Consider the following 22,952-nt stretch of genomic DNA (forward strand, 5'->3'; position numbering starts at 1 on the left):
GCAAATTATCATTTTATAAAACATTATGACCAGTCTGAACAGTTAAATAGTTCCCCAAAGATTTAAATGATTACTTAAACCTTAAAATTATTCCTTAAACCTTAAAATGAATCCCCAAACCTAAAAATGATTACCTAAACCCTAAAATGATTACCTAACCCCTGAAATAAATCCCTAAACTTTAGATGGTTCTCCAGACCTTAGGTGAAATATATAAATCTGTCCCTAATTTTAACCCTATTAATCCCATTAATATTTATTATCCAGGGATAACATAACAAATAATGTAACATGCTGTTAAAGGACCTCCATATCCAGATGATTCTAATCGGGTTAGGGGTGGAGCTAAGGGGAACACGGTACTTACATAGTATTTTGTTCAATGATGATGATTCAGGCAAAATGATAGTATTAGATTGGGATATTATCGAAAATTCACTGGATAGTTGGAGGATATTTTTCCCATGGAAAAACAGTCAAGAGACGATTTTGAGTCCTTAAAATCAGGCCAGGTGCCCCTGGAAGATGATGAAAAGCAACTTTCCATGTATTTAGCCCGTTTATCTAATTTTAAAATGTATTCCAAGGCTTGTGCTTTATTAGTAATGGTTTTAGGAGTTACTGTTGTTCTGGGATGGTTTTTAAACATACCCCTACTTCGGGGAGAGTTCCTGGGCTTCCCTGGAACCAAAATTAACAGTGGATTAACCTTCATCCTGGCTGGTGCCTGTCTTTATCTTTTAAATCAAAACTTAGGCGTGAAAGTACTCACGATTTCCAGAATCCTGGCGATTCTGGTTACTATTTTGGGTACACTAACCTTACTCGAATATATAACTGGTATAAACCTGGGTATGAACCAGCTATTTTCAAGCATGATCCCTGGAAATGTTAATATTTTAGGTAAGAGCCGATTGACTGGTACTTTTAATTTTGTTTTACTGGGTGTTGCTCTTTTAATGGCCAGTTATAAATATAAAGTCCGTTATATACAGTTTATAGCCTTTTTATGTGGTTTTATATCCTTGATGGGTTTATCCGCCTATATTTACGGTGCCAGCACTAATTACATACTGGATCTAATGGTGCAGATGGCTTTTCTCTCGGCATTGATGCATATCAGTCTCTCGGTAGGCATTCTCTGCCTATACCCCGACCGGAGTTATATGGGACGTATCACTGCCCAGACCAGTGGAGGTTACATGGCCCGGAGACTTCTCCCAGCAGCCCTGGTGGCAGTGTTCATCCTGGATGTTTTAATAACCATTGGGCAGCGGTTCAACATATACAGTAAGCAGTTTGGTGATGTTTTCGGTATCATCATCACCCTGGCCTTTTTAACCACGGTTATTATCTGGAATGCCAAGATCCTTAACCGGATGGACCGGCAGAGGCAGGAGTCCAACCTCAAGCGTCTCAATCTGAAAAAGTTCTACGAAACCCTGGTGGAGGGTATTAATGAGGGGATATGGGTAGCTGACCGTGATGACCGGCTTTACTTCATGAACAGAGGTATGAAGGAGATAAGCGGGGTTAAAACTCAGAATATGGAGGGTTTGCATATTCTGGATGATCTGCCTGATTCCTCAACTGGTCAGTTAAAGGAGTACTACCGTCGGGCTAAGGAAACCCTGCAACCGGTTTATTATGATTCCATCAGTGTCACCAGTCCCACTGGAATAAAATCATACCAGAGTGGCTGGATCATACCCCAGTTGAATGATGGTAAGTTCAACGGTGCTATCTGCACCGTGATTGACCAGACTCCACGTAGAAATGCTGAAAAAGCTCTAATGAAGTCTGAAACATTTTACAGGACCATATTTGAGAATACAGGTACTGCCACCATTATTGTTAGGGATGATACCATTATCACCATGGCCAATAAGCGTTGTGAATCGTTGAGTGGTTACCTGGTGGATGAAATTGAGAACAAGTTAAGCTGGATGGACTTTGTGCATCCGGATGACCGGGAGAAAATGGAAGCATACCATAACCTGCGCCGGGACCCTTGGAAAAATGTAACCCCGGAGGAACAGGGGAAAAAAGTAATCCCCGAGGAAGAGGAGAAAAATTTAACCCCGGAGGAACAGGGGAAAAAAGTAACCTTGGAGGAAGATGGGAAAAATGTAACCCTGGAGGAAGATGGGAAAAATGTAGCCTCGGAGGAAGAGGGGAAAAGTGCACCCTCTGAATATGAGTTCCGTCTTCGGAATAAAAATGGGGAAGAACGGCAGATCATGCTCTCTGCCTCGGTAATTCCTGGAACCACCGATAGTGTGGTATCTTTACTGGACATAACCCAGCGTAAGAATGCTGAAAATGAGGTTAAACAGTCTTTAGATGAGAAGGAACTCCTGCTACGGGAAATACATCACAGGGTTAAAAACAACATGCAGATCATAAGCAGTCTGTTGAACTTACAGCGCAGCTACATCCAGGATGAAGAAGCAGATAACCTCCTCCAGGAGAGCCAGGGACGGGTGAAGAGCATGGCCCTGGTCCATGAGAAACTGTACCAGACTGATGATCTGGCCCGGATAAACGTGGCCGAGTACATTCGGAGTCTTTCCATGAACCTGTTCCACAGTTACACCGTGAACCCCGGGATAAAGCTCACCCTGGATGTGGGGGATGTGTACTTTAATATTGACACTGCAGTTCCATTGGGACTTATAATCAATGAACTGGTTTCCAACAGTTTGAAGTATGCCTTCTGTGACCAGGATGATGGTGAGATACATATATCCTTAAAAGAAACTGATGAATCTGGTGTTTATCATTTGAAAGTATGGGATGATGGTGTTGGTTTTCCCAGTGACCTGGACTTTAACAACACCAACAGTCTGGGACTTAAACTGGTTAACACACTGGTAGATCAGCTGGATGGTGAGATTGATATGGTTGATGATGGTGGAACTGGTTTCCATATAATCATCCAGGAGCAGAATTATAAAGAGCGGGTCAAACCTTCCAATGGTGATGATGAGCTCTAAAAAAAGCCAATAATAACTCTTTGGATGATTTAGATTTAACAATCCCAAAATTTTAATAATATTAAGTGGAATAATATTATTTTGTAATTGCAAGTAACAATTTGTGAACAAATTTTTTATACAATTGAACACAATTTTTATACATGTTAGAAAAATTATTCACTTCACGAACCAGGGTAAAGATCCTGACCCTGTTCATGAGTCCCTTAAATTGGCCCACAGAGATCTTTTTGTGGCACAAGATAATTAATACCAAGGCTGATTGGGCTTTTAACTTCATATAATCCTATTTTACAAGCTTTACGGGCTTTAATGTTTGGAAAGCTATAATTGTTAAAAGAATTGATGATTTAACCAACAGAGTACACTTTCTTCACTGAGTAATTCACATTTAATGAATCAAATAACTCTTTTAAGTTTTTTAATCTTTCAGCAGGAGCAAGTATAACACCGGGACCTATTCTTTCCGTTTCTTTGTTCATAAGCATTTTTTTGGAAGTGTACAACCTTCGGATGAGTTTTCTTTTCTCGCTTGGTTCCAGATTCTGTGTTGAATATTTAATAAGAAGATAAGGTTCCATTGATGATGCGGGTTCCCTGTAAATCATGTATTCTGGCTTTCCCCATAGAAGCATCCCTTCATTAATCACATTCCAAAAGAAATCAGGATCCATCTCATGGATCTCCTTTTCATTAACCAGAACAAATGAAAACGAATGATCTAAATGGTGTTTTATGGAAATTTCCGTGGCTAATCTGCGTGCTAAGTCCATTTCTGGACCCAATTCAGGATTATGATGGGTTTTAAAAATGAGCAGAATATCTATATCGCTTTTTGGTGATGTTTCTCCCCTTACCACTGACCCGAATAATATGACAGCCATTAAGTTTGGGATTTCAGAGGCCCTATCAATAAAATCCATCAATGGTAATTTGAATTTTTCTTCAATCATAACTACTCCATTTTTTTACTTTTTCAATATATTGGATGCACTTTTTCACTACATCCCCATTTCCTTTGGAACCGTACCATCTTCCGGCCCTTAATGAATCCAGATTTTCAAATATTTCAGCAATTTCAATTTCTTTAAATCTTCTAAGTTGTTTAGGGAGGCCAACATGAGTGTCAATGTGTTCTTGGTACCTAACTTCCATTTCGAATGATATCATATGTTGTATCATCCCATAAGATAGCTCTACTATGGCAACTACGTGATTACCATCGGAGTCAGGTAATAGAACATCCAATGTTAACTCAATTTCTTTTGCTCGTCTTTTATGCCCACTGGAATTCATATGGATACCCCTTATTATTAATATTTATTCTATTCATAGTATTAATAGGGGTTCCCAATGTATTATATATTAATTATAATTTTTATCATATAAAAAGTGTCACCAAGGTGACAAAAATATTTAATTATCTAAAAAAATGTCACCATGGTGACATTTTACTGAGGTTGAATTCTCAGAAAGAAAATGAAAATGGGAAAAAGATAATTAAAATCATTTCTCTTTATGTTGGGGAGATGGAATTTTTCCAAAATTCTTTTCAAAACTATTAACCTGGCCAGATAACCAGTTTACTAATTGTTTAGCGGCTAATGGGGCTAATATTACTTCTGTTTGCACTTCACGTTTTAAACCAATTTTTTCTGAGGATATAATTGCATCTTGTTGTAATGGTTCTTCAGAAAAAAACATGAGTCTGAAATCTTGGGGAGTATAACCTCCAAATGCACCAGTTGCATAGATTCGTGGGGCATCAGATGGAATCACAACTGGAATTTTATTATCTTTTTCTTCTTCACTTCTATTTTCTTTGCTCATATTACCAGCTCTCAAACTTTTAAATTGTATGCATCAGCAGATGTAATCATACCGGTAACACATGATCGTAAATAATCAAAAGAAGATTCAAGTTCAACCGATATTTCTAGTTCGCTTATAATTTCTTCTTTTTCCATTTCTTCAATGGATAATTGTATTTTTCTTAAATATTCTTCATCATGTATAATTGCAAGAGTCAATGCTCTTTTATCTTCGGTATTTAAACCATATTTAGCTGTTCTTCCGGGTTCTGAGGTTACTATTCCTGTTTTTTCTAATTGATGTATATGGTCATATACTGCCCTATCAGAAGAATCAGCCATTCGAGCAATTTCTTTTACAGTTAAATATTCACCCCAGCGCTCGGTTAGCACTTCCAATATATTAACCCTTGTTGTTTCTCCAAATATTTCTTTAAGAATATAATAAGTCAAATCCAACCACCTCGCTTGAATGTTTTGAGTTATAAAACCCGTAAATTGAGTATACACTAAATTGAGTATACATTGTATACCTTAATTTTTGAACATATATAGTTTTACAATATTTGCGTTAAGTGAAAAAATTTGCAATGTAATTATGATAATTGCAATGTAATATGACAATAATAATAAAATCAAATCATACCAATTATGATTTTATAGTTCTAACTAAGTTTACAAATTTAATCTTGTTATATTCATACAACAAAATAATCCATGATAAATAAATCCATGATCAAAATAATTTGATAATTTTTTGACTAAGAATCAAACATACAGATAGAATAAAGACTTTTAGTTTTTTATGATATGAAAGGTAAGAAATCAATTAACCAGATAATAATAGACAGTTCATAATCAATATGTTAAATGGGAGAATTAGATTCAATTGAAACTGGATACACCCCAGAAAAGGATAGTAACCGGGATCATCCTGGTGGTTGCCCTGGCCGGGCTGTGCGCCTACTACGCCACAGAATACCAGAACCACCTTAAATATCCCTCTTATGAGGTTATACTCTCAGATTATCCTCAGGGAGAGGTGGTTAATGTGGGTGGGGTGGTGACCTCCACTTTTAATGGAGGATTCCTCATGGTTAAAAACCACCAGGGTCATCTGGTTACCATGAAGGTTCTTAACGATACTCCAGTCACGGTTGAGGATTCAGTGTCGGTGGTGGGAGTTCTTGCCCCGGATAACACCATTGTAAATGTGGAGCAGGTGGAGGTCACTGAGTACTGGAACTACATTTTCCTGTTGCTGCGTTCCTTCCTGGTTTTAATCTTCCTGATCTTCATATTCCACAAGTACTGGTCTTTTGACTGGAAAAGTTACGAGTTCAGGAGGCGTTAAATTTTGCCAGACTGGATGATACTCAGGTTCAGGGGGCGATTATAAAATGCCCAACTGGATGATACTCAACTTCTGGAGGCGATTATAAATGCCCAACAGGATGATACCCAACTTCAGGGGGCGATTATAAATGCCCAACTGGATGATACCCAACTTCTGGAGGCGATTATAAATGCCGGACTGGGTGGTTCATGTGGCAGTGGCCTGGATCCTGTGCCGCATACTCCGCTTCAGGTATCCTCAGTTCAACCCGGCCAACACTGTCCTGGTTATGGTGGGATCCATATTCCCTGATGCCATAAAAATGTCAATTTTAGGGGATTTAATGGGATATGATATATGGAATTATATTTACGCCTTCCACTTACCCTTAGGGTCCTTCATCCTTGCCGGAATTGCCTCTCTCTTTTTCAGGGAGAAAAAAGCCGCATTTCTCTTTTTATCCCTGGGGATAGTAACCCATTATGCCCTGGACATCCTCCTGATACAGGTGGGATACGGGATGTACCTTTTCTATCCTGCTAGCTGGATGGGATTCACCCTGAACCTGGTTCCCAGTGATGATTACTATATCACCATAGTGGCCCTGGTCATGGCCCTGGTGGTTTACCTGGTTTCAGGATGGGTGGAGAAAAAACATTCCGTTTGATACCAATTACAATTAAAAGAGGAATTGAAAATTAAAGAAGAGTGTAAATTAAAGAGGGATGATGAATATTTCACACCGGATCATGATGAAGACTCGTTTAATTGGTGGTTAGGCCTGTTATTCCAGATCCGTATTCTTCTTCAGTGAAGTTAATGGTGAAGCATGTGCCCCGGGTGGTGTTTAATTCTATTTTTCCGTCAACCTGGTTGGTGAGGGTGTTCACCAGTCGCATTCCCAGGGAGTTGGTTTTCTGGAAGTCCAGGTCCTCTGGGAATCCTATGCCAGTGTCTGCCACCTGGAAAGTGTAATGATCTTTGGTTTTATGGAATTTAACAGTTATCTCACCTGTCTCCCCATGGGGGAAGGCGTGTTTGAGGCTGTTGGAGACCAGTTCGTTTACTATAAGTCCTAGGGGTATGCTGGTGTTGATGTCCAGTAGTATGTCTCCCACGTCCAGGTTTAGCTGGATGTTGTCAGTGGTTACGTAGGTGCGGAAGAGTTCCTGGGTGAGTTTGGTGATGTAGTCTCCGAAGTTGATGCACTTCAGGTCAGTGGACTGGTATAACATGGTGTGGATGAGGGCCATGGACCGTGCCCGGCGTTGACTTTCACGGAAGACTTCCAGGGCAGCTTTGTCCTTGATATATTTTGATTGGAGGTTCAAGAGGCTGCTTATGACCATGAGGTTGTTTTTAACCCGGTGGTGGATCTCCTTTAGGAGTAGTTCCTTTTCATTTAAGGATTTTCTAAGCTGGGCCTCGGATTCTTTACGACGGGTAATGTCCCTTAAGAGGGATAGGACCATCTTATCACCGCGGAGGTTGAAGATGTGGGCGCTGACCTCCACTGGGATCTCCTGACCATCCCTGGTGAGGTTAACTGCCTCGAAGGTGGCAGTTCCATTTTCCAAGAGTTTTTCCATGTGGGATGTTTTTAGGCTGTTTTCCTGGGTGTCAATGTCTGCGGGGGTCATCTGGAGCAGTTCTTCCCGTGTGTATCCCAGGCGCTGGCAGGCCACATCGTTGACCTCAGCGAAATTTCCTGGTGTTCCATCATTTTTAATGGGGTGGAGGAAGATGGCATCGTTGGCATTGTTGAAGACTTCCCTGAATTTCTCCTCACTTTCCTGGAGTTTCAGTTCCATCTTTTTACTGGTAGTGATGTTCCGGGCTATGCTGGATGCTCCGATCACCTCCCCGGCAACATCCTTGATGGGGGAGACGCTGAGGGAGACGCTGATGACGGATCCGTCCTTTCTGCGGCGGAGGGTTTCGTAATGAGTTACCCTTTCCCCACTTTTGATCCAGGCCAAGATCAGGGATATTTCATCGGTGTTGTAGGGTGGTATGACCATAGAGACACTGTTACCCACTGCCTCACGAGCAGTGTAACCATATATGGTCTCTGCAGCTGGATTCCATGTTAGTATGGTTCCGTCCAGTCCAAGTCCCACAATGGCATCTTCAGTGTGCCTTACAATAGATTTAAGGTAATTTAGCTCTGACTGAGTATCTGTTAATTTCTTTTCTGTTTCACGCAGTTCCCTGTGAATTTCTTCCTGGTCTGAATCTTGCCCATTCATGGTAATAACTCTGGCTAATCCATTATTCCTTAGTGTTTTCTATTGTTTAGCTTTAAGTTTCATCTTTAACCTCTTTTTTGGTTTAATGGTAAGTTATTAATCAACATTTAAAAGGAGATAAATAATTATTATCCATTACCCCGGAGATCTTTTGGACTAACATGGACTTGTGAAAACAGAGATAGTTCAAAACCTAAAAACCTGAAAACAGTTTAAAACACCGTAAATACCTTAAACCCAAAAAATACCACCATAACAGTTTAAAAAGAAGAATAACTTATTAAATGGGAGAATAACTTATTAAATAGAAGAATACTAAATTGAAGAAAACTTCCTAAAAAACTTAGAAGAAAAAACTTGCCGATCTTGAAGGTTTAATATAAAAAAAGAATAAAAAAAAAGGGTTTATTTTGTATGTTATTATTTCCTTCGGGGTAGGAGCAGTCCACCGGCTACCATTAGCATGGCCATTACCAGTAAACCAATAGGTGCACCAGTTTTTTGCATGCCCACAATTCCAGCAGCAGAAACAGTGGTGGTGTTGGCTGGTGCTGGGGGTGCTGGTTCAGTGACGGTTAGAACTGCCAGAGACGTATCCATAGGGGTGGTTCCATCGTAAACTGTGGCCTCCTTAATGGAAGTACCTGCATTGCCCATATCTCCCTGCCAGCGTAGAATTACCAGTTGGAATGGGTCCAGTTCTCCCAGGGCCACGTTGTAGTTCCAGGTTCCATCAAGGTTGTCCACTTCAGTTACGAATGGTGCTGGATCCACATAGGTTGCTCCACCATCAAAGGATATCTCTTCCACAAAGTTGTCCCAGTATACATCGGAGTCCACGGTGATGTTCAATGTTGCATCTTGCACTTCATTTCCATCGTTTTGTACTTCTGCAATGTACTCCACGGTGTCCCCTACCTGGGCTTCGGTGATCTCGTTGCCCTGATCATCAGTGTGATAGGTGTCAAGACTTGCCTCGGCAGCAACTGTTCCACTAAATGCAGCGATTACAATAAATAAGAACATAACTGCGGCTATATGCTTTTTCATAAAATAAATCCCTCCCTCCTCTTTTTTACATACAACCCTATTCCATGGAGATATAACTGGATTATAGCCTGAAATATCCTCTAACCAGATTTTTATAATTAAATAGCCTAACCAGAGATTTTACAATTGAATATCCTCCGGGACAAATTGAAACATCCTCCGAAGCCAAAAGTTGACCATTCCGGGACTCTGACAATAATCTTCCGGGACTTTTACAATTCAAACCTAAGGTTATCCATGGAATAATGTCTAACTATATTTTTCTAATCACGGCACTATAAACTTTAGCAAGGAAAATGTGACCATCCTCACACATTATTTTTCCACCAAAGAAATATGAAATTAAGAAATAATATTAAGTGAAAACAAAACATCTGAATAGATGAAAAGCTAATAAAATTGATAAGGACTGATAAAAGTCCACTCCATAAAGTCTATGTTATCTCCAACTTCACCTTTGTCAATTTCAGAATAAAATCATCAGAATCCATGGCATATTCATCCTCAAAAGATCTCATCTTGGCTTCAATTTCCTTAAGATCATCTCAAGTTTATCCCTTTTGTAACTGGTTTGTTTATCAATTGGGCACATATTTTACCCTCCCTAAAAAATACAAATTTTTAGAGTAAATTTAAATCCATATTCAAACTTGCATGGAGGATATCCTAAAAAACCTTGATTGGATATCCTAAAAATTAATGATGATTTCTTATAAATCCGTTTATGATGGTCGTAATCATTAACTTGTTTTTAATATCAACTTGAAATATTATTACAAAAGATTTGATTAGAGCCTGTTAATTCTGATACTAAAGAATATTCAACTAGAAGTGAACGGACAACACTGAAGCGATGAAAAAGATCAGTCCAATTATATCTTTTCCAATTCAAGAACCCATTTATTAAATGTGCTGAGTATTCCAGAGCCACTATAAGTTCTGATTCTTTAAACAGAGCGAACGAGATTTTATGATTCTTCATTAATTATCGTTTCTATCTCTACTATAATCTCTTTAACACACTTTAGGCCATTTTCAACTTCTTGAGGGGAGATTTCTCTTTTACTGGAGCCCAGTTTCACATTACCATAAAAATCAATATTTCTCACTTCCCATAAAAAGTCCATTTTATCCTCATGCTTACTGAGCATCTCTTTAGCCCTTTCTTTTCTTAATCTATGACTGTGATAATCTTTTCCATTGATTTTATCAGTTAAAGACATAATGGCTGATTCAAAAGCAGCATAGGCTAATCCAGCCACACCGGCCAGATCCCCCTGTTCATGTAAATCTTCAGCGGATTTCAAAAGATTTTTAGCCCGTTCCATGTCTATGTTAACCATATTCGTTCACCTTGATTTGATAGCTCTTTTTCAAGTTCTTTTATTATTTCATTAATGTTTTCTAGTTTTATTTCCTTTTTTGGAATAGTTATGCCCTTTTTTGTAACTGATTGAACTTCTCCTATGGTTATTTCTGCTATATTCTTATAATATTCCTGCGCGTCACCTTCAAGGGATTGGGCTTTTTTTAAGAATTCTTTTGCTTTTTCCAGGCGGTATATGATATAGGGTTTGGGGAAAGAATTTAACCCTGCAATGATTTTGAATACATCACCCTTGAATACAATTCCATTGGTTAGTGATTCCAGGACCACGAAATCCACTGGATCCCTGATATCTTCCCATGAATATTGATGTATTTCGAATCTGTAAGGTAGGTAATCATATTTTTTGATGTTCAGGGGGTTCTCACTTATGGTAATGATATCTATGTCACTTTTTTCTGTGGCCAGACCAGTGGCCACACTTCCAAATAATATGAATAACTCAACTTCACCTTCAACTTGATTATATAAAAGATCAACCCTGTTTTTGAATTCTGGTGATATACGCTGTCTTTTCTCTTCCATGAAAAGTTTCCACATGATTTGAACCATGGACATCTCATAATCTATCCTGTAAACCTTTTTCCGCTTAGTCTTCTGTTCATTTATAATATTATGGGTGAGTAAAACTTTTAATATCCTTGAAACATTAGATTTGGAGATTTTAAGTTCGTTCGAGAGTTCTGTGAGCCCCCAGGTCAGGTACGGCTTATTTATCATTAGACGTAATATTTTTACAGTATTCCTGGCAGCCAGGTCCTCCAGATTGAATTGTTCTAAATTTAGTACCATAAGTTCTAATATTAGAACTTATATTGGATATATGTTTGGGTATGAGTTTAATATATAGTATTAAATTATAAATAAGTATTATTTTTTGGTGTGTCAAATGACTGCCCTGAAAATAATCCCCTGAAAAAATATAAAACTTCCTGTAACCCGGAGCAAAAATTAAATAAAGATTTATAACCAGAAGTGTAAATGTATAAAACTTACTTAGCTAAATGTAATTAAAAACTTACATATCCGGATAATAGGATTATTTGATGGAATAAAGATTAGAGAGGTTCAAAATCATGAAAGGAATTATCCTCGCCGGAGGATCCGGCACCCGGCTTTACCCCATAACCAAGGCAGTTTCCAAACAGTTACTGCCAATTTACGATAAACCCATGATCTACTACCCCCTGTCAGTGCTTATGCTGGCCGGTATAAGGGATATACTCATTATATCCACACCACGGGATCTGCCACAGTATCAGGATCTTCTGGGTGATGGCAGTCAACTGGGAGTCAGCTTCTCTTATGCTGTACAGGAAGAACCAAGGGGCCTGGCTGAAGCCTTCATAGTGGGGGAAGAGTTCATTGCCAATGACAACATGGCCCTGGTATTGGGGGATAACATCTTCCACGGTCACCGGTTCAGTGAAATACTCCAAAGGGCAGCATCCCTGGAGGAAGGGGCTACTATCTTCGGCTACTATGTCCGGGATCCCAAAGCCTTTGGTGTGGTGGAATTCGACAACAAAGGAAACGTCCTATCCCTAGAAGAAAAACCAGATCATCCCAAATCAAACTATGCCATACCAGGACTCTACTTCTACGACAACAGCGTGGTGGACATAGCCAAGAATGTGAAACCATCCGACCGGGGAGAACTGGAAATAACCTCAGTGAACGAGGAATATCTTAGAAGGAAACAGTTGAAGGTTGAGTTATTAGGGCGAGGTATGGCCTGGCTGGACACCGGAACACATGTGGGACTTTTAGAGGCCAGTAACTATATAGAAGCACTCCAGAAAAGGCAGGGATTCTTCGTGGCCTGCCTGGAAGAGATCGCCTACAACAATGGATGGATAGATGAGGAGACTGTTTTAAAGCTGGCTGAAACTCTTAAGAAGACTGAATATGGGGAGTATCTGGTTGAAATCATTAATGGTGAGTTTAAATAATTCCGGATTAGGATATTGTTACAGGATTATTTCATCTATCCTTTTTACACTCTTTGTTTAAGTGTATTCATTTACACCAGTTACTTTAAGTACACTCTTTGTTTAAGTGTATTCATTTACACTAGTTACTTTAAATTCACTTAATATTAAGGTGTAATCTATTCTACCAGTTACTCTAATAAGCTACAAAAGTTCATCTGTTTACCCTGTTACTTACATTCAGCTCTATGTCCGGGACCCTAAGGCCCCTTTGGTGTTTTAGAATTTGACAACAAAGGAAATGTCCTATCCCTGAAAAAAACCAGATCATCCCAAATGCCATACCAGAACTCTACTTCTACGACAACAGTGCAGTGGATATAGCCCAAAAATGTAAAACCACCCAACGATGAGAGATGGAAATAACTAAAATCTACAAAATTATATTCTGAAAAAAGCCAAATAGATGTTACAATGAAGATTTTACTTCCGAGAAATTTGAATTTGAACTATTTAGAATTTGGTGTAGGTAATCCAGTTGTGTTGATACATGGCATGGGTAGTGACCACACTGTATGGGAAGGTTTAATACCTTTATTGAAGGAAGACTATCGAGTCATAGCAGTGGATTTATGTGGTCATGGTCTTTCCAGTAAAAATCCAGGACCTTACAGTATAAAATTATTTGCCGAGGATATTTATCTATTCTTAGAATCCCTTAACATAGATCAAGCCCATTTTATGGGCCATTCTATGGGTGGTGTTATCTTACAGGAACTTGCAGTTAAACATCCGGAGAGGTTCAAATCCTTAACTTTAATATCCAGTTTCGCGTGCATTGACACCCCACTGGAGGAAGTTTTAATAAATCTTAAAGATATCCTCATTGAAGAAGGTTATAAAGCCTTTTTTGATGAGTGTCTTAAAGTAGCCAACTCTCCGGAATTTATCAGAAAGAACCGGGAATTATTTTCAAAGATTAGGGATGAAAACTCTAAAATTTGTTCAGTATCTTCAATTGTTGACACCATCAATGCCTGTTTAGATATTAAGCTCTGTTGTGATGTTAACCTTGCAGATTCCATTAAGGAAGATACAATTAAGGAAGATACAATTAAGGACATAAGAATACCCACCCTGGTTATTGCTGGAGAGAAGGATGTTTTCACTCCCACTCACCATGGGATGAAAATCCATGAAAGTATTCCCAACTCCAGAATGGAAATTATTGAAGGTGGATGCCATAATTTACTGGTGGAAAAGCCAGTTGAGATTTGTTCAGTTATAAAACGGTTCTTAGATGATTTATAAGCTTTTCAGAAGTTTAATAACTTAAATTACAGTAATTTAACCAGGTTTGAAATTTTCTCCAGTTTTTTATTCAGTGTAATTAGTGGTACATCTTCCCGGAGTGATGCACTCACAAAAAGTGCATCGTAGAAACTAATTTTGTTTTTTAAAGCCATCTGAAAGGATTCTTCCACCAGTTCCAGGGTGGGGATGACCTCACAGCTAGTTTCTATGAATTCCATGCTCATCTTGAGTGCTCTGGTGGTTATTTCCCGGTCTTCATTAAACAGGGTAACTCTTTTCCGGGCCACGTTAGCTACTTCTGCCCGCGCCAGGTCAACAGTAACCAGTTCACGGTTTTTAACTACTCTGGCAGCTTTTTCCGAGGATGGTTCCTGGAAAAATATGGCAGCTATGACTGAGGAGTCTAAAACATATTTAATGGGCATTCCTATCCTCTCTGATGAGTTCTGCTGATTCAACATCCTTCATCTTTTTCCTGATACTTTCAGCATCCTTTAGGAGCCTTTTTTTACTTTCTTCCTGGACTAATCTGATGGTTAACTGCCGTATTTCTTCCTGCCAGTTCACATCATCCATTTCATCCATCATCTTCCGGAACTGTGCCGGTAAACGAATACTGTATACGGATTTTGTAGACATAATTGTATATATGGTCATGAGTCATACTAATATTTTATTATTAATTAATCAGAATTAAGTGTTATTTATGTTTTGATATAAATTATTCTTGGATCATTTCTTGGATCATTTTGGATCTTCATGATCCAAAAGATGGAATGAGAGATTTTATACACCATCCCTCAAGGAATCAAAGTCACCACGACCACACACCAAACCCACAACCATTTGAGTTCAACCTGGATAAATTCCGACTATAGGATACTACTACTATGATAACCAGGAAATCCAGAAAATAGGCGCGAATCCATTTGATTAATGAATATAACACCTAATTTCCATTTTTACTTATGATACAATCAGATCTAGTTTATACAACCATGCTTAGTTAAGATATTAATTATGTCCTTAACTTCATTAGAATTGAGAATTTTCCTTTGATGGGATATGTAATGAACGAGATCTTCAGGGTAAACAATTTCATAAGTCTTTATATCATTTTTAAAGATTAAGTTATGGTTTATTGGAGATATTACTGGAAAAATCGCCTTCTTATATAATTTTTTTCCCAGTTTAGGTTTTAGAAAATCATTCAATTTTGATGATTGTAATTTCACCTGTTTTGCAGGGTTTAACCCGGATACTCTTCCAGATGTATGGTACCAGCAGTCCTCATCAGGGATATAGGTTGGTTTATAATTTTTAGTTTCAATAACGAAGATTCCAGTGGGCCCCACTACCACATGGTCAATATCACCACCCAAATTTGGTATTTTAACATCCCGAATAGCAGTGTATTTTTTAGGTAATTTCTTAAGTTTTTTAGCCACGATCTTCTCACCCTTCGCACCCTTACTCCATATTCTGCGTTTAGACCATCCATATTTAGATATAATTAGTCCTATGACGACCAGTAAGGCAAGTAGGGATAATTGGAATAATCCTAATATCTCAATGAAGAGAATAAATCCTGAGATCCAGATTAATAGGATAACCCCTGAGATCCCAATTAATAGAATAATCACTCCCAATAAGGTTATTTTAGTGTAATAGGATACCCTGGATTTAACATGTGATTTCTGTTTAGAAATGTTCACCACTCCGTAGTTTCTATTAAGATTTATTATAAACCTATTTTTTTAACTATTAAGTTTTATATAAAGGTTTTTAAGAGTTAAATTAAGGGGAGTATTGTAATTCCTTAAAAAAGAGTTAATTTTTTATTTATTTTAGATTTAAATATAAATTATTTAAAAAAAAGAAAAAAAAGAAAAGGGGTTTATTTTATTCGACGTGGTAGGATGATACCTCCCAGTACCATTAATCCGGCGAGGATTAGTGGTAAGATTGGTTGTCCTGTTTCCTGCATACCGATGGTTTTAGTGGTGGCAGCGCTCGCTACTGTTGGGTTGATGGTCATTCCCAGGGTTAGAAGTTCACTGTCCAGACTGGCGGTTAGCCAGGCAAAACCTGCACCTTCATCTGCCCGTAGGATGGCCAGGGCTATGCCATTAACCAGTGGCACAGACACGGATTTACTGCCCACGTTTCCCAGATTAGTGGTGAAAGTCACCATGGTATTATCTGGGATATGGCCATTGATTGGGTCGTGGAAGTTACCCTGGTTGTCGTAACGCAGATCTGCAGTTAAAGTGGAAGTGCTGCCTGCAGTGGTGCTGGCCGGGCTGGCGGTGAATCTCATGACCATCCAGGGGTCATATGATACCTGTTCACCAACAATTCTTCCCCTCAGGTAGGGGTCACTGTTGGATCCCCACCAGTTATACTGGGCGTTGTACTGACTGCCTTCACCAGCGGCAAATAGTCCGAGTTGGCTCTCTTCTATGGAGTTATAGAGGTCTTCCGGTGAGTTTTCAACGATACGGTTGAAGTTCACCTGGAAGGTTCCACCATCATTGTAGATTCCTCCACCCTGCCCATCCCCAGCACCTATAATGGCCTGGTTTCCTTTGATTGTGCTACCGGTGACTGTTAACTGGTTCTGGTTGTAGATCGCTCCACCTTTCCAGTTGGAATATCGGTTCCTTCTTCATCGGCCTGGGCTATGTTGTTTTCCAGGAGGGAATTGGTAATGGTTACTATTCCCCCGTAGTTTCCAATAGCTCCAGCTGAACCTCCAATGGTTTCTACTTGTGCCAGGTTGTTGGTGAAGGTACTGCCAGTTATGGAGAGATTGGTTACAGTATCTCCAATGGCCACGTTACCAATGGCACCAGCGAGTCCACCTATATTTGTTGAAAGGGCCTGGTTCTCGTGGAAGTCACAGTTTACTATGGTCATTGTTGTTTCGGGGTGTATGGCCTCTTCAAAGAGTCCGAAACCACCCAGTCCCAGGTTCAGTATTGCTCCTGCTGCTCCTCCCATTTCTTCGGCCTGGGCAACATTTCCAGAGAAGATGCTACCAGTTAGGGTAACATTTCCTCCCAGATTAGCAATTGCACCAGCCACTCCACCAATATCTTCAGTGACCTGAGCCAGGTTGTTGTTGAAGCTGCTGCTAGTTACAGAGAGATTGGTTACTGCATCTCCAACTGCCAGGTTAGCAATGGCACCGGCTATTCCACCCATAGTGGTGGCCAGGGCCTGGTTGGAGTCGAAGTCGCAGTTATCGATTACCAGGTTGGTTTCTGCGTTTTCAATGCTGTCCATTAACCCCACATCACCAAATGGAATAATATCCTCAGAGGATAGTTCTTCGAATAATGTGAAGTCTATTCCCAGGTTTAATATTGCTCCGGCTACTCCTCCAATTTCTGCAGCATGGGCTATATTTCCGGAGAAGTTGGTGTCAGTTAAGGTGACATTTCCCATGATATTGGCGATGGCACCAGCCACACCTCCAATATTTTCAGTGACCAATGCCTGGTTGTTGGTGAAGGTGCTGCCAGTTATGGATAGGTTGCTGTAAATGTTTCCAATGGCTCCGGCTATTCCACCCATTGTGGTGGCCTGGGCCTGGTTGGAGTAGAAGTCGCAGTTTACTATGTCCATATAGGTGTCGGTGGGTGTTACATCATCAATGACTTCGATGCCTCCACTTATAATTTCAGTATAGGCAAGACCTATACCGAGGTTTAGTATGGCACCTGCTGCTCCTCCAATTTCTTCACCCTGGGCCATGTTTCCGGAGAAGGTGTTATCAGTTAAGGTGACATTTCCTCCGATGTTGGCGATGGCACCAGCAACTCCTCCCATTTCCTCGGCCTGGGCCAGGTTACCGGTGAAGATGGTGTCGGTTATGGTTAGGATTCCAGCAATATTGGTTATTGCTCCTCCGATTCCACCTTCCAGGTCACAGTATGCTGTGTTCTCGGTGAATGAGCTGGATGTGATGTTGAAGGTTCCTTCCTGGTTGAGGATGGCTCCCCCAATACCCCCGTCTTCGGCGGCCAGGGCCTGGTTACCTTCAAATTGGCAGTCCTCGATGTTTACTATTCCACCAGGGTGACTGTATATGGCTCCTCCCAGGGCGTTGTCTCCCAGGGATTGGGCCAGGTTATCAAAAAAGTCAGTGTTTACCAGGGTGATTACCCCGTTGTTGTGGTTGTATATGGCTCCTCCGTTTCCTCCCTGGTCATCTGCCTGGGCACTGTTTCTGTTAAATACAGTGCCAGTGATGTCCAAACTATTTAGGTTGTAGATTGCACCTCCCGCAGCACTGTCTGTGGCGGAGATAACTTTGTTGTCGTTGAACTGGCTGTTGGTAATGGTGGTTATGCCCCGATCATACAGGGCTCCACCCCAGCCTCCACTGTCAAGGGTTTCCACGCTGTTATTAGTAAGCAGGGAATTCTGGATATTCAGTCGTCCCTCCTGATTGTAGATACCTCCACCCCATCCCCCGGTAAGGGCCTGGACTGTGTTATCTTTTATGGTACAGTCGTTGATGGTGGTGGTTCCAGATGATTTATAAATACCGGCACCGGCATCACTGGTCAGTCCATTCTGGATGGTGAAGTGTGCTATCAGGAAATTCACTGCATCGATGTTTATAACCCGGTCACTACCAGTTCCATCGATGATAGTGGTGTCCCGGTTTTCACCTATGAGGTTCAGGCTCCGTGTGATCTGCAGGTTTTCATTGTAGGTTCCACTGGCCACATTCACGGTACCATCCGAGTCTACTTCATCAGATGCGTTTTGAATGGTGGCCTTGGGACCGATTGTTCCACCCTGGTAGGTGGCACTGGTCCCATCCCAGTCATCGTTACCAGTGTCATTGTTAACGTACAGGGTACTGGCTGCAGATGAAGTATCCATGGTGCTCATGGAAACTACAAAAAGAAGGATAAAGAGAGAAAGAATGAGGATAAATTGATTGTTACTAGTTCTTGATTTGGTTTTCATTATTTTCACCTCCCTTTACAATGGTTTATTTAATATAGCTAGGGAATATCCCAAATACTAATACAATAAACCCATATATGGAATACTCCCCATGCAAATACAGTTGTTATTTTTGTTAGTAAGTGATAAATATTTTTTTCTGAATCCAAACTAATATACGATAATAGTTGGCCTTGTATATTTAGCAAAGGATAAATGGGGTTTTTGAACTAAAAAAAATTTATAAAAATAGATTATAGTAGGGGGAGGATTCATTGCTGGTGATAACATGGAATTAGGGATGAAAACGATCGTGTATGTTCAATATCTTCAATTGTTGACACAATTTATGCCTGTATAGATCTGAACATCATAGATTCTATCAAAGATATAAGAACACCCACCCTGGTTATTGCTGGAGAGAAAGATGTTTTCACTCCCACTCACCATGGGATGAAAATCAATGAAATTATTCCAAACTCAGAGATGAGAATTATTGATGATGGGTGTCATAATTTACTGGTAGAAAAGCCAGTTGAGACTTATTCGGTTATAAAATGGTTTTTAGATGTATTCATAAGATAGTTTACTATTTGATTAAAACACCATAATTTAAAAATAACTTCTTAAACAAATTGAAATATGTTTACTGATAAATACATAATGGTAATGTTCTCCTAGAAGAGAAACATGAGTACCTCAAATAATATGTTATACAATGGACTCTACTTCTACGACAACAGCGTGGTGGACATAACCAAGAATGTAAAACCCATCAGACCGGGAGAACTGGAATAACCTCAGTGAACGAGGAATACCTTAAGGAACAGTTGAAGTTGAGTTATTAGGGCATGTATTGCCTGGCTGGACACCAGGACACATATAGGACTCCGAAGCCAATAACTAAGCACTCCAGAAAAGGCAGGGATTCTTCGGGCCTGTCTGGAAGAGATTGGCTACCACAAGGGATGGATAGATGGAGAGACTATTTGAATACTGGCTGAGAACTCTAAGAAGACTGAATATGGGGAGTATTTGGTTGAATTGATTACTGGTGAGTTATAAAAATTAAAATTCAATGAACATAAGGTCGGGAAAAAGGAAGAAATGAATTTAAAATCGGAGAAGCTGTGAATATATTTTTCGAGAAAACCTAAAAAGGAGGAAAGAGTTAATTTAGTTTCTGGTTAATTTCTTAACGATAAACAAAATACTGTCATTTTATTATGATATGTAAAGTTACCACTGTAAATTATATTTTTAAAGACAGAACTCATTTTTTGCATTAAAGGAGGATCTTTAAAAGGACATTTAATAGATAATAAATTATCTACATCCATAATTTCTAATTCATAGATTGGATCGAAACCATTATCAAGTTTAAAATACTTTAATAAATATTTAATAAGCTTTTTAGATCTTTTTATTGACATGTCAGCCAATCCATAGAGCGAAACATCAAAAGTGAGTATTAACGTCCCATCTTTATCCAAAACCCTGTTTAATTCGTTTATAGCTTTTTTATAGTCTTTAAAATGTTCCAATACAGAAATTGAATAAATTAAATCAAACGAATTATCTTCAAATTGAAGATTGGTAATGTCAGAGTACTTGAAAGATACTGAATCATTTTTTATTTTATCAAAAATATTCTTTAAATTTTTATCATTGTCGGCGCATGTTATTGTTGCTCTATTATATTTTGAGGAAATGAAGAAAGGAAAAAATGTAAATCCAGATCCAGCATCCAAAATGTTTAAGTCATGTTTTTTTGAAACCGATTTTTTGATTTCTTGATAAACATATGGATATTCCCATTCACGGCTCCACCAATGAAATGGATCAGCAACCCATTTTTTGGAATAGTATTCCATATGATTTTTATTTTGATTAATAAAAACATTTGAAAATTTTTCTAACTCTATAAACAAATTACTTCTTAATAATTCTTTATGTAAATCCAATTTAGGATATCCTTGCTGAAGTTCTTTCATAATATCACGTATCAAATTAAAAATTTAATATCAAAATATATTTTATGCATAAGCAGTTTTTTAACATTTTTGATAAATGTTGAATTTTTTATACTTTTTGAGAAATTAAATTGAAAACTTTATAATTTATTGATAAATTTTATAATATGCTTCAATCGTTTTTTTGGCTATTTTATCCCAAGTAAAATTATTTTCAATAATTTTTGTTAACCCATGAGATTTTGGAGTTGCATATGACGAAACTAAAGCTTCACGTATACTATCTTTACTTCTAGGATCAATATACCATGCTTTATCTCCAAAATATTCCTTAGTTCCACCTACCTCAGTTATAACCAAATTTGAACCTGCTAATCCTGCCTCTAAAGCTACAAGTCCAGGAGTTTCTAAATAGCTGGGCAATGTTACTACTTTGGCTGCTTTATATGCTGACCGTAAAAGTTCAGATTGATGAAGGAGAGATGGGATAAAAATTACATTTTCATTTCCCTTCATTTGACATAAATCACCATATTCCTCAGCCTCTGTTTTTTTACCTATGATTACTAACTTTGTTTCTAGTTCACTTTCAACAAAAGCTTCAATTAATTTAATTACATTCTTTCGGGGCTCTAATCGCCCTACGAATAATATAAAATCATCAATACCATATTTTTCCATGAATACGTCTGTATTTCCGTATTTAAATCTGGATTCCACCCCATTTGGTATTATATTGCATTTTTCTTCAGATATTTGAGAAAATGTTTTCATTAAACATTTAAGTTCATCGTTAGTATTAGGTAATAACAAATCAGATATTTTGAAAAGATCTTCAAGATGTCGATTAGGATTTATATAGTTCAAATAAGAAATTTCTGAAAACTCTTTATTTAGACGTTTGTAAAACTTCCATAATAAAGCATAGAGCGAATTATGGGTTTCCTTGACAAAAATGGGGGAATCAAAAAAAATTGGGGATACAACAACCTTCAAACCATGAGATTTAGCATAATTCGCAATAGAAAGACTTTCTGATGGGAATGTTCTCGGACTAAAAATATGTACTATATCATATTCTTCTATCTTATCTCCCCACATATTAAATAATTTCACCATTACATCATCAGTTAAACTATTAATATGTTTCATGGTTTCTATCATCTGAGTTTCTACTCCACCATAAAGATTAAAACCTAATTGTTGATTTATGTAAAGAACTTTCATATTTACCCTTTATTTGATGATTTTTGACTCTTTACTAACAAAGTATAACCTTTATCTGATATACCCAAATATTTATCACTGATAAAACAAAAAGGATAAGCAACCAAAGTGATTAAATACCGCATATCACGAATAGGGGAACGACTTAACCCACTTTTAATAATTAGATAGTTGTAGACGAACGTGGATAGTGCGGATCTAATTAAATAATCACTTTTAATTAGTTCAAAATTATTAGAGATAAGTTTTTCTTTTAAAGACTCTAAGGAATAATAATTGACTACATAGAACTTTTTACGATGTATTTCTTTAAGTTCATTACTTATAGGATATGTAAAACTATCAACAGATAAAATAACATACCCATTTAGCTTTAAAACCCTATTCATCTCTTTCAAAGCCGTAACATCATCATCAAAGTGTTCCAAGGAACAACTAGAAACAATTTTATCAAAAAAATCGCTGGGATAAGGTAGTGATTCAGCATCCCCCACTTGAAAATCACAACTCATTTGCTCTTTAGCTGCAAATTTTTTAGCCAAATTTATGGAATTATTCGATCGATCAATCCCATAGATTTTACACCCATAACTAGCTAATTTAACACTTAATTCACCCGTTCCACAAGCTAAATCCAATATTACTTCATCTGTCTTTGGATCAATATATTCAAGTAATTTTGGCCACTCCATCATCCTTGAAAAGTCAATTGT

The 22,952-nt window shown here is 38.4% G+C and carries 22 protein-coding genes; 6 read left to right on the plus strand and 16 right to left on the minus strand.

Annotation, left to right across the window (positions count from 1 at the left end):
• The first annotated feature begins 464 nt into the window (after positions 1-464).
• Positions 465-2,996, plus strand: a complete 2,532-nt coding sequence (locus HY987_RS05735; protein ID WP_292756518.1) for a PAS domain S-box protein — start codon at positions 465-467, stop codon at positions 2,994-2,996.
• Positions 2,997-3,346: 350 nt separating this feature from the next.
• Here HY987_RS05735 and HY987_RS05740 read toward each other — a convergent pair whose 3' ends face one another.
• The 4 genes from HY987_RS05740 to HY987_RS05755 form a co-directional block, all read right to left on the minus strand.
• On the minus strand, positions 3,347-3,949 hold the full coding sequence (locus HY987_RS05740) for a nucleotidyltransferase domain-containing protein (RefSeq protein WP_292756520.1): 603 nt from the start codon (positions 3,947-3,949) through the stop codon (positions 3,347-3,349).
• The gene (locus tag HY987_RS05745) at positions 3,942-4,292 is read right to left on the minus strand and encodes a hypothetical protein (RefSeq protein ID WP_292756522.1); all 351 of its coding nucleotides are present in this window, start codon (positions 4,290-4,292) and stop codon (positions 3,942-3,944) included. The genes HY987_RS05740 and HY987_RS05745 overlap by 8 nt, the downstream gene beginning before the upstream one ends.
• 210 nt (positions 4,293-4,502) lie before the next feature.
• Positions 4,503-4,826 carry a DUF3467 domain-containing protein gene (locus HY987_RS05750; protein WP_292756524.1) on the minus strand — a complete coding sequence of 108 codons (324 nt, stop codon included), beginning with the start codon at positions 4,824-4,826 and terminating at the stop codon, positions 4,503-4,505.
• An 11-nt stretch (positions 4,827-4,837) separates the two neighbouring features.
• Positions 4,838-5,260, minus strand: coding sequence for an Rrf2 family transcriptional regulator (locus HY987_RS05755; RefSeq protein ID WP_292756526.1), 423 nt, complete (start codon positions 5,258-5,260; stop codon positions 4,838-4,840).
• Positions 5,261-5,696: 436 nt separating this feature from the next.
• Here HY987_RS05755 and HY987_RS05760 point away from each other — a divergent pair, with 436 nt between their 5' ends.
• Together HY987_RS05760 and HY987_RS05765 are read left to right on the plus strand one after the other, a co-directional pair.
• Positions 5,697-6,161 carry a hypothetical protein gene (locus HY987_RS05760; protein ID WP_292756527.1) on the plus strand — a complete coding sequence of 155 codons (465 nt, stop codon included), beginning with the start codon at positions 5,697-5,699 and terminating at the stop codon, positions 6,159-6,161.
• 172 nt (positions 6,162-6,333) lie between these two features.
• Positions 6,334-6,810, plus strand: a complete 477-nt coding sequence (locus tag HY987_RS05765) for a metal-dependent hydrolase (protein WP_292756530.1) — start codon at positions 6,334-6,336, stop codon at positions 6,808-6,810.
• 97 nt (positions 6,811-6,907) lie between these two features.
• On the opposite strand, the gene HY987_RS05770 is transcribed toward HY987_RS05765, so the two are convergent.
• The 4 genes from HY987_RS05770 to HY987_RS05785 all read right to left on the minus strand — a co-directional run bounded on the left by HY987_RS05770 (position 6,908) and on the right by HY987_RS05785 (position 11,621).
• Positions 6,908-8,392 (minus strand): sensor histidine kinase, encoded by a 1,485-nt coding sequence (locus tag HY987_RS05770; RefSeq protein ID WP_292756532.1) that lies wholly within the window; start codon positions 8,390-8,392, stop codon positions 6,908-6,910.
• 420 nt (positions 8,393-8,812) lie between these two features.
• Entirely contained in the window at positions 8,813-9,442 is a 630-nt protein-coding gene (locus tag HY987_RS05775; RefSeq protein ID WP_292756534.1) for a hypothetical protein, read from the minus strand.
• Between the two features lie 968 nt (positions 9,443-10,410).
• Entirely contained in the window at positions 10,411-10,785 is a 375-nt protein-coding gene (locus tag HY987_RS05780; protein WP_292756536.1) for a HEPN domain-containing protein, read from the minus strand.
• Positions 10,773-11,621 carry a nucleotidyltransferase domain-containing protein gene (locus HY987_RS05785; protein WP_292756538.1) on the minus strand — a complete coding sequence of 283 codons (849 nt, stop codon included), beginning with the start codon at positions 11,619-11,621 and terminating at the stop codon, positions 10,773-10,775. The genes HY987_RS05780 and HY987_RS05785 overlap by 13 nt, the downstream gene beginning before the upstream one ends.
• Before the next feature lie 284 nt (positions 11,622-11,905).
• On the opposite strand from HY987_RS05785, the gene rfbA reads away from it, so the two are divergent.
• Together rfbA and HY987_RS05795 are read left to right on the plus strand one after the other, a co-directional pair.
• On the plus strand, positions 11,906-12,781 hold the full coding sequence (rfbA, locus tag HY987_RS05790) for a glucose-1-phosphate thymidylyltransferase RfbA (RefSeq protein WP_292756539.1): 876 nt from the start codon (positions 11,906-11,908) through the stop codon (positions 12,779-12,781).
• A 453-nt stretch (positions 12,782-13,234) separates the two neighbouring features.
• Positions 13,235-14,071 (plus strand): alpha/beta hydrolase, encoded by an 837-nt coding sequence (locus HY987_RS05795; protein WP_292756541.1) that lies wholly within the window; start codon positions 13,235-13,237, stop codon positions 14,069-14,071.
• Between the two features lie 26 nt (positions 14,072-14,097).
• Here HY987_RS05795 and HY987_RS05800 read toward each other — a convergent pair whose 3' ends face one another.
• From HY987_RS05800 to HY987_RS05820, 5 genes are all read right to left on the minus strand, one after another.
• A complete protein-coding gene (locus HY987_RS05800) occupies positions 14,098-14,499 on the minus strand; it encodes a type II toxin-antitoxin system VapC family toxin (protein ID WP_292756543.1) in 402 nt (133 codons plus the stop codon).
• Positions 14,489-14,731 carry a hypothetical protein gene (locus HY987_RS05805; protein ID WP_292756545.1) on the minus strand — a complete coding sequence of 81 codons (243 nt, stop codon included), beginning with the start codon at positions 14,729-14,731 and terminating at the stop codon, positions 14,489-14,491. Before HY987_RS05805 ends, HY987_RS05800 begins: the two co-directional genes overlap by 11 nt.
• A gap of 326 nt (positions 14,732-15,057) precedes the next feature.
• Positions 15,058-15,789 carry a nuclease-related domain-containing protein gene (locus tag HY987_RS05810; protein WP_292756547.1) on the minus strand — a complete coding sequence of 244 codons (732 nt, stop codon included), beginning with the start codon at positions 15,787-15,789 and terminating at the stop codon, positions 15,058-15,060.
• A 182-nt stretch (positions 15,790-15,971) separates the two neighbouring features.
• Positions 15,972-16,589: a hypothetical protein gene (locus HY987_RS05815; RefSeq protein ID WP_292756549.1), complete on the minus strand. Its 618-nt coding sequence runs from the start codon at positions 16,587-16,589 to the stop codon at positions 15,972-15,974.
• A 95-nt stretch (positions 16,590-16,684) separates the two neighbouring features.
• Positions 16,685-19,060 carry a hypothetical protein gene (locus HY987_RS05820; RefSeq protein ID WP_292756551.1) on the minus strand — a complete coding sequence of 792 codons (2,376 nt, stop codon included), beginning with the start codon at positions 19,058-19,060 and terminating at the stop codon, positions 16,685-16,687.
• 390 nt (positions 19,061-19,450) lie between these two features.
• On the opposite strand from HY987_RS05820, the gene HY987_RS12745 reads away from it, so the two are divergent.
• Complete coding sequence (locus HY987_RS12745) at positions 19,451-19,624, plus strand: alpha/beta fold hydrolase (RefSeq protein WP_367146884.1); 174 nt, start codon at positions 19,451-19,453, stop codon at positions 19,622-19,624.
• A gap of 602 nt (positions 19,625-20,226) precedes the next feature.
• Here the strand turns inward: HY987_RS12745 and HY987_RS05825 are convergent.
• The 3 genes from HY987_RS05825 to HY987_RS05835 form a co-directional block, all read right to left on the minus strand.
• Entirely contained in the window at positions 20,227-21,033 is an 807-nt protein-coding gene (locus tag HY987_RS05825; protein WP_292756553.1) for a class I SAM-dependent methyltransferase, read from the minus strand.
• Positions 21,034-21,159: 126 nt separating this feature from the next.
• A complete protein-coding gene (locus tag HY987_RS05830; protein WP_292756555.1) occupies positions 21,160-22,239 on the minus strand; it encodes a glycosyltransferase family 4 protein in 1,080 nt (359 codons plus the stop codon).
• A 2-nt stretch (positions 22,240-22,241) separates the two neighbouring features.
• Positions 22,242-22,931, minus strand: a complete 690-nt coding sequence (locus HY987_RS05835; protein WP_292756557.1) for a class I SAM-dependent methyltransferase — start codon at positions 22,929-22,931, stop codon at positions 22,242-22,244.
• Between the last annotated feature and the right edge of the window lie 21 nt (positions 22,932-22,952).

The organism is Methanobacterium sp. (assembly GCF_016217785.1).
Lineage (GTDB): Archaea > Methanobacteriota > Methanobacteria > Methanobacteriales > Methanobacteriaceae > Methanobacterium.